Source organism: Candidatus Magnetaquicoccus inordinatus (genome assembly GCF_004217665.1).
Classification (GTDB): Bacteria; Pseudomonadota; Magnetococcia; order Magnetococcales; family Magnetaquicoccaceae; genus Magnetaquicoccus; species Magnetaquicoccus inordinatus.
The window spans coordinates 17,013-24,623 of the sequence record NZ_RXIU01000028.1; the positions used below are offsets into that span (position 1 = coordinate 17,013).

Below are 7,611 nucleotides of genomic sequence, written 5' to 3' on the forward strand. Positions count from 1 at the left end.
GTGCGGCAGTGGCACTCCTGGAGCGTGTGGGGGCGTTGAACAGTCAGTGGAACGGCTACAATCGGGTGGTCAGTCGTGGTAATGCGGCGGCAGCTCAGGATCTGGGTGTGGTTCCCCATCGCGGTCCTGGTTATCGCCGTGTGGAACGGCATGGCCGCCATGCACAACAGATTTTGCAAGCGGCTGCCAATGGTGAAATTCGCGTTTTGTTTTTGCTGGGTTGTGATCCCACCCTGGAGGGTGTCGATACCGCTTTGGCGCGCAGTGCTTTGGCCAAAGCCCTGGTGATCTATGTGGGTGCCTATCAAACAGCGGCGGCACAAAAGGCTGCGGTGGTATTGCCCGGTTTGGCGACCACTGAAAGAGTGGCTACCCTGACCAATCTGGAAGGGCGCGCACAACGCAGTGATTTGGCAGTGATGGGTCCGCTGCAGGCCAAAGAGGATTGGCGGATTTTTCGTGCTTTGAGCGACCGTTTTGCCAAACCACTGCCCTACAATACGCGCGAAGCTCTGCAATCGCTGCTGGCCACCGCCGATCATCGTTATGCTTTGGATGATTTGGAGGCTGGTGAATTGACGGCGGCTTGTGACCACAAACCGGTTACTACCGGTTTGCCCATTGCCAATGGAGCATCAGATGGCGAAGGGGTGTTACTGGTTTTGGAGCCTCCCTTTTTCCAGGATGATGCCATTGCCCGTCAGTCCAGCATTTTAAGTCAACTGACTTTGGGACGCAGCGCTCCTTTAGGCAGTGTTCGGATCAATCCGCATGACGCCAACAAGGCTGGTATCGCCAACGGGCAAAAGATTCGCATTATCAGTGCGGAGCGCCATTTGGAGTGTATCGCCAGTCTGGATGAGAAAGTACCAGCGCGGGTGGTGTTTGGAGATATGGGACAGAGCGCTGCCTTGATGCAGGATCTCTGTAATTGGGACGGTGGATTTGCCCAAGTCAGCCTTGTAGCGCTGTAATCGGTAGTAGGAAGTGGTTTATGCACTTCCAGACATAATGGCTGGGGATGTTTTCCCAGATGATGGCCTGAGACTCTTTTTCGCACGGTGAGTAACCGGACAAGACGATGACTGAACTGAATCTTTTCATCCAAAATCAGGGTTTGGCGCTACTGGGTCCGCAATGGTGGCCGTTGGTCTGGACCTTGGTCTGGACGTTGATCAAGATTATCCTGTTGATCACGCCGGTCATGATCCTGGTCAGCTACTACACTTTAGCCGAGCGCAAAGTGATCGGCTACATGCAGGTCCGCTACGGTCCCAACCGCGCGGGCTTTTGGGGAATTTTGCAGCCCTTTGCCGATGCCATCAAACTCTTTTGCAAAGAGACGTTGATTCCCCAAGGGGCTAAGCGTGCAGTCTTTTTCCTGGCGCCAGCTCTCACCTTGGTCCCTGCACTATTGATGTGGGCGGTTATTCCCTTTTCACCTGAGTTGATTCTGGCAGACATTAATGTCGGCATCCTCTATGTTTTGGCCATCTCTTCCATTGGCGTTTATGGCGTCTTAATGTCTGGTTGGTCATCAAACTCCCGCTTTGCATTTTTGGGTTCCATGCGCTCTGCCGGACAAATGATCTCCTATGAGGTATCGCTCGGTTTTACCCTGGTTCCGGTCATCCTGTTGAGCGGCAGTCTGAGCCTGAAGGATATTGTCGAGGCGCAACGGGAGGTGTGGCATGTCATTCCTCTGCTGCCCATGTTTGTCATCTACTTTATCTCTGGTGTGGCAGAGACCAATCGTTCACCTTTCGATCTGCCTGAGGCAGAGGCTGAATTGGTGGCTGGCTATTTTACCGACTATTCAGGAATGAGCTTTGGGCTCTTTTTCCTGGGTGAATATGCCAACATGATTTTGATCAGTTTCTTAGGCAGTTTGCTGTTTCTGGGAGGGTGGATGCCACCGATTGGACTACTCTCCTTTATTCCTGGCATCATTTGGCTGGCTCTCAAAGCTGGTTTTCTGATGTTTGTCTTTCTCTGGATTCGCGCCACATTTCCACGCTACCGCTATGATCAATTGATGCGTCTGGGCTGGAAAGTGTTTTTGCCCATCTCCCTTACCTGGGTGTTTTTGACGGCAGTGGGATTGCATCTGTTTGGCAAAGTTTAGGTGGGTGCTGATTGGGTGGGCCTCTTGGCAACGTTGAAAAACGGGTGAACAACCCTTACGGCGGGGAAGAGCAATGAGTGTCGGTGTAAAAGGGTGGGTATGGACCTTTGGTTTGCGCGAACTGGCTGATGGCTTGGCCGTCACCCTGCGCTATTTTTTTAAGCCCAATATAACGATACAATATCCTGAAGAGAGAACGCCTCTGTCGCCACGTTTTCGCGGCGAACATGCACTGCGTCGGGATGAAAAGGGCGAAGAGAGATGCGTGGCCTGCAAATTGTGTGAGGCGGTCTGTCCGGCACAGGCCATCTTCATTACCATCGATCCCAGCAGTACGGCAGAAAAACGGCTGACCCAAATCTATGACATTGATCAGGCCAAATGTATCTACTGTGGTTATTGTCAGGAAGCCTGCCCGGTTGACGCCATTATTCTGAGTCAGAACTTTGAGTTCTATGCCGAAACACGGGAGGGTCTGGTTGCTGACAAGCAGCGTCTGCTGGGCAATTATGAGCGGCGGAAAGAGTCCATTGATGCCAATTTGTTGGCAGATGCCCGTTATCGTTAATCTTTTTGTATATTCAGATGTTTATTGACTGTCCACTGGGGCAGAAGGTGTATCCTCAGGAGCATGGGAAAAGGTGAGTCCGATGATGGTGGTCGATGTCATATTCTACGCTTTTGCGGCCGTTACGGCCCTGGCGGCAATCGGGGTGGTCAGTAGCCGCAATCAGGTGCATTCGGTGCTGTTATTGATTTTGACCTTCTTCTCCACCGCTGCACTGTTTGTTCTCCTGGAAGCCGAATTTTTGGCCGCGCTGTTGGTTATGGTCTACATGGGAGCGGTAGCGGTATTGTTCCTGTTTGTGGTGATGATGTTGGATATGGAGCTGAATGAACTGAAAGAGCAAGCGATTAACCATCTGCCGCTTGGGTTGGCAGTGGGGGGTGTCATTTTGCTTGAGTTTGTTGTGGTTCTCTCACACAGCCATGCCCTTCCAGCCGCTGCCAGCAGTATACCCAATACATTGGCCATCGGACGCTCCTTGTATACTCAGCATCTCTATCCGTTTGAACTGGCTTCGCTGATTCTTCTCGTGGCCCTGGTCGGTGCTGTGGTTTTGACCCTGCGCGAGCGGAAAAGCGGTGCAAAAAGGCAGAATATCAGCCAACAGATTGCCCGTTCACGCTCCGAAGCGGTGGAGCTGGTGCATCGGAAACCTGGTGAAGGAGCTTAAGACAATGTCACTGCATCATTTCTTGGTTCTTGGTGCCATTTTGTTCACCACTGGTGTGTTCGGGATCTTTCTCAACCGGCGCAACGTGATCATCATTTTGATGAGTATTGAATTGATTCTTTTGTCTGTAAACATCAACTTTGTGGCTTTTTCTCACTACAACAATGATGTCAACGGACAGATCTTCACCTTTTTCGTCCTGGCGGTTGCGGCGGCGGAAGCAGCGATCGGTTTGGCTATTTTGGTCGCCTTCTTCCGCAATCGGGCGACCATCGATGTGGAACGGATTGACACCCTGAAAGGTTGAGCCGACTTGGCCGTGGAATGTGAACTATGAGCAAATATCTATTGATCGTTCTGGCACCTCTGTTTGGCTCCATGATCGCCGGCTTTTTTGGTCGGTGGCTGGGTAACCGACTGGCCAGTTTGGTGACCATTGCCGGGATGTCCCTCTCTGCACTGTTGGCCATCATCACCTTTTTTGAAATTGCCGTTGGCAACGGTGATCCTGTGCGCCAAGAGGTTTGGTCCTGGATCGTCTCAGGCGATTTCCGGGTCTCGTTCGGTCTCTTGATCGACCGCTTGACTGCAGTGATGCTGATTGTGGTCTCTGGTATCTCCACCTTGATCCATATCTACTCGATGGGTTATATGGCTGAAGATCCCGATCAACCGCGTTTTTTCAGTTATCTCTCCCTGTTTACCTTTGCCATGTTGATGCTGGTGACCGGAGACAGCTATCTGCAACTCTTCTTCGGCTGGGAAGGTGTCGGTTTGGCCTCCTATCTGCTGATCGGCTTTTGGTTCAAAAAAGAGTCTGCTTGCAACGCTGCGATTAAAGCCTTTTTGGTTAACCGGGTTGGCGACTTTGGCTTTGCCCTTGGTATTTTTACCATCTATCAAGTTTTTCATACCTTGGATTATGCAACGGTCTTTCGCATGGCCGGGACCGGACAATTTCCGCAAACAGTCGATTTTCTCTTCTGGGGTCCGGTCAATACCATGACCCTGATCTGCCTGTTGCTCTTTATCGGGGCCATGGGTAAATCGGCACAGTTTATTCTGCATACCTGGTTGCCAGATGCGATGGAGGGTCCAACTCCGGTTTCCGCGTTGATTCATGCTGCCACCATGGTGACTGCGGGTGTTTTTATGGTCTGCCGCTCCTCACCGCTGTTTGAGCTCTCGGAAACAGCCTTGACCGTGGTGACCATCATTGGCGCGACCACTGCCTTCTTTGCGGCAACCGTTGGTCTGGTACAAAATGATATCAAGCGGGTTATTGCATACTCGACCTGCTCACAATTGGGATATATGTTTTTTGCGGCAGGGGTATCTGCCTATTCTGCAGCCATTTTCCATCTGATGACCCATGCCTTCTTCAAAGCGCTGCTCTTCTTGAGTGCCGGTGCGGTGATCCACTCCATGCACCATGAACAGGATATGCGTAAGATGGGCGGCTTGCGTAAAAAGATTCCCATCACCTATGCCATGATGATGATCGGTACGTTGGCCCTTACCGGATTTCCATTCCTGGCAGGTTTCTATTCCAAGGATGCCATTTTGGAAGCTGCCTACGCCTCGCAAACCGCAGTCGGTAGCTTTGCCTGGAGCTTGGGGATGATTGGTGCGGTGCTCACCACCTTCTACTCCTTCCGGCTGATTTTTATGACCTTTCATGGACATCCTGCCGACCATCATAAATATGACCATGCCCATGAATCCCCATGGGTGATGCTGGTTCCCTTGATGGTTCTTGCGGTTGGCGCGCTCTTCTCTGGAATGCTGGGCGAATCGATGACCCATCTGGGTTGGTTTAAGTCGGCTATTTTCCTGGCGCCAGGACACGATGCCATGGAACATGCGCATCATGTGAGCTTGTGGGTGAAATGGGCACCATTCTTGATGTTTTTGATCGGACTGGGACTTGCCTGGCTGCTCTATGTCCGTCTGCCTTCGCTGCCTGGTATCATTGCCGATCATTTCCGGGGTACCTATCGCTTTTTGCTGAATGCCTGGTATTTTGACCGTCTCTATGATCGGATTTTTGTACAACCTGCCAAAATGATCGGCGAAGGGTTGTGGCTCACTGGCGACGGTAAAATTGTTGATGGTTGTGTCAATGGTGTTGCCGCCCTTTGTCAACACTGGGCCAATCAATTGCGCGCACTACAGTCTGGTTATGTCTATCATTATGCCTTTGCCATGCTGATAGGTGTGCTGGTCTTGGTGTCACTTTATACTTAAAAGTAATAACGATCCCTGATCTCAGGGAAAGTCGAGAGGTGCCGGTGGACCTCTCCCGGATACGGATTACCTCATTGCGAGCGGGACGATTTGCCAATGTTGAGCTTGGTTACATTTCTTCCTTTGGTCGGTGCACTGGTTATCTTTTTTGCCGTTAAAGATAACCCTAAACTGATCCGTTATTTGGCTCTGGGTACCAGCCTGCTGACCTTTATTGTCAGCTTGCAGATTCTCAAAGGGTTTGATAACAGCACCGCTGCCTTTCAGTTTATGGAAGAAGCCGCCTGGTTGCCAGCCTATGGTATTACCTACCGTATGGGTGTTGATGGCATCAGCCTGCCCTTTGTCTTACTGACTGCCCTGCTGACTCCACTCTGCATTTTGGCCTCCTGGGAGAGTATCCAAACTCAGGTCAAAGGCTATATGGTCTCCTTTTTGGCCTTGGAAAGCTTTGTGATCGGCGTTTTTTGTGCCTTGGACTTTATTTTGTTCTATATCTTCTGGGAAGCGATGCTGATACCGATGTTTCTGTTGATTGGTATCTGGGGAGGCAAAAATCGCGTCTATGCAGCCTATAAATTTTTTCTGTATACACTGGCTGGTTCGGTCTTGATGTTGATTGCCATTCTGGTGATGGGCTTTAAGGGTGGTACCTTCTCCATTCCGACCTTGATGAGCATTCCCTTCTCCTTTGGTCTGCAGGTGTGGCTCTTCCTCGGTCTCTTTTCGTCGTTTGCTGTCAAGGTGCCGATGTGGCCCGTGCATACCTGGTTGCCGGATGCGCATGTTGAGGCACCCACTGCAGGGTCGGTGATCCTGGCAGGTATCCTGTTGAAAATGGGTGCCTATGGATTCCTGCGCTTTTCTCTGCCGATTCTGCCCGACGCTTCACGCTTTTTTATCCCCTTCATTTTCGGTCTGTCGTTGGTGGCGATTGTCTATACTGCTCTGGTCGCCCTGATGCAAAAAGATCTGAAAAAGCTGATTGCCTACTCCTCAGTCTCGCATATGGGTTTTGTGACGATTGGCCTCTTTACCTATAATCAGCAAGGTATTGAAGGTGGTATTTTGCAAATGGTCAACCATGGTGTGGTCTCTGGGGCCCTCTTTCTTTTGGTCGGCGTGATCTATGATCGTATGCACACCAGAGAGATTGCCCGCTTTGGAGGCATTGCCCATCGTATGCCAGTCTATGCTGTTATCTTTATGGTATTTACCATGGCCTCGGTCGGATTGCCTGGTACCAACGGTTTTATCGGTGAGTTTTTGATTTTACTTGGCGCCTATTTGGCCAATAAGGGGGTTGCTGTGGTGGCGGCTACCGGATTGGTTTTTGGTGCTGCATATATGCTTTGGATGTTCAAGAAGGTGTTGTTTGGTGTGGTTGCCAACGATGAGGTGGCAGCCCTGCAGGATATGAATAAACGGGAAGTTGCTCTTTTTGTCCCATTATTGATTCTTGTGCTGTGGATTGGTTTTTATCCTGCACCATTCTTGAAAATGATGCATGCATCGGTGGAACAGCTTTTGATCCAGGCCAATACCATCAAGGCCGGTTCTGCCGCCATCGCCATGTTTTAGTCGTCCACAACAACTGGGTTGTTGTTGGGCAGTAGGGGTCACGAGATCAGCAGTGGAGCATTCAGGGATATGGCTGTGCAAATACCGGAAATGAACTTGGTTCTGCTCTCCCCGGAGATTTTACTCTCTCTGGTGGCAATGGGGCTGTTGCTGATGAGCGCCTGGTCTGCTAAGGAGTCCCGTAGTGTCATCGGTTTGATGGCCTTAAGCGGTATTGTCCTGGCAGCGGTCATCCTGGCGGGACTGGCCAGCACATCGCCTTCAGTGACCATGGGTGGCCATTTTGTTGATGATTACTTGGCACGCGCCATGAAATGGTTGCTCTTGATAGCCACTGCCTTTCCGCTGCTCATGGCCAAAGAGTATCTCAGCCGGCATGATCTGGATAGCGGTGAATATTATGTGTTGTCGATAACCTCC

At 50.9% G+C, this 7,611-nt stretch carries 7 protein-coding genes and 1 pseudogene; all 8 read left to right on the top strand.

The genetic code is table 11. The features are described 5' to 3' along the window. Window positions 1-974 (top strand): molybdopterin-dependent oxidoreductase (locus EJP87_RS17645; RefSeq protein ID WP_193771126.1); only part of this gene is annotated, 974 nt, incomplete at its 5' end. Between the two features lie 107 nt (window positions 975-1,081). Beyond that, on the top strand, window positions 1,082-2,125 hold the full coding sequence (nuoH, locus tag EJP87_RS04090; RefSeq protein WP_130470589.1) for an NADH-quinone oxidoreductase subunit NuoH: 1,044 nt from the start codon (window positions 1,082-1,084) through the stop codon (window positions 2,123-2,125). 73 nt (window positions 2,126-2,198) lie between these two features. After that, on the top strand, window positions 2,199-2,693 hold the full coding sequence (nuoI, locus tag EJP87_RS04095; protein ID WP_130470590.1) for an NADH-quinone oxidoreductase subunit NuoI: 495 nt from the start codon (window positions 2,199-2,201) through the stop codon (window positions 2,691-2,693). Window positions 2,694-2,775: 82 nt separating this feature from the next. Beyond that, window positions 2,776-3,363: an NADH-quinone oxidoreductase subunit J gene (locus EJP87_RS04100; protein ID WP_130470597.1), complete on the top strand. Its 588-nt coding sequence runs from the start codon at window positions 2,776-2,778 to the stop codon at window positions 3,361-3,363. A 4-nt stretch (window positions 3,364-3,367) separates the two neighbouring features. Beyond that, entirely contained in the window at window positions 3,368-3,670 is a 303-nt protein-coding gene (gene nuoK / locus EJP87_RS04105; protein ID WP_130470591.1) for an NADH-quinone oxidoreductase subunit NuoK, read from the top strand. Window positions 3,671-3,696: 26 nt separating this feature from the next. Continuing rightward, on the top strand, window positions 3,697-5,610 hold the full coding sequence (gene nuoL, locus EJP87_RS04110; RefSeq protein WP_130470592.1) for an NADH-quinone oxidoreductase subunit L: 1,914 nt from the start codon (window positions 3,697-3,699) through the stop codon (window positions 5,608-5,610). Window positions 5,611-5,706: 96 nt separating this feature from the next. Next, complete coding sequence (locus EJP87_RS04115) at window positions 5,707-7,191, top strand: NADH-quinone oxidoreductase subunit M (protein ID WP_130470593.1); 1,485 nt, start codon at window positions 5,707-5,709, stop codon at window positions 7,189-7,191. A gap of 90 nt (window positions 7,192-7,281) precedes the next feature. Beyond that, window positions 7,282-7,611 (top strand): annotated as a pseudogene (locus tag EJP87_RS04120) (NADH-quinone oxidoreductase subunit N); the annotation flags it as partial.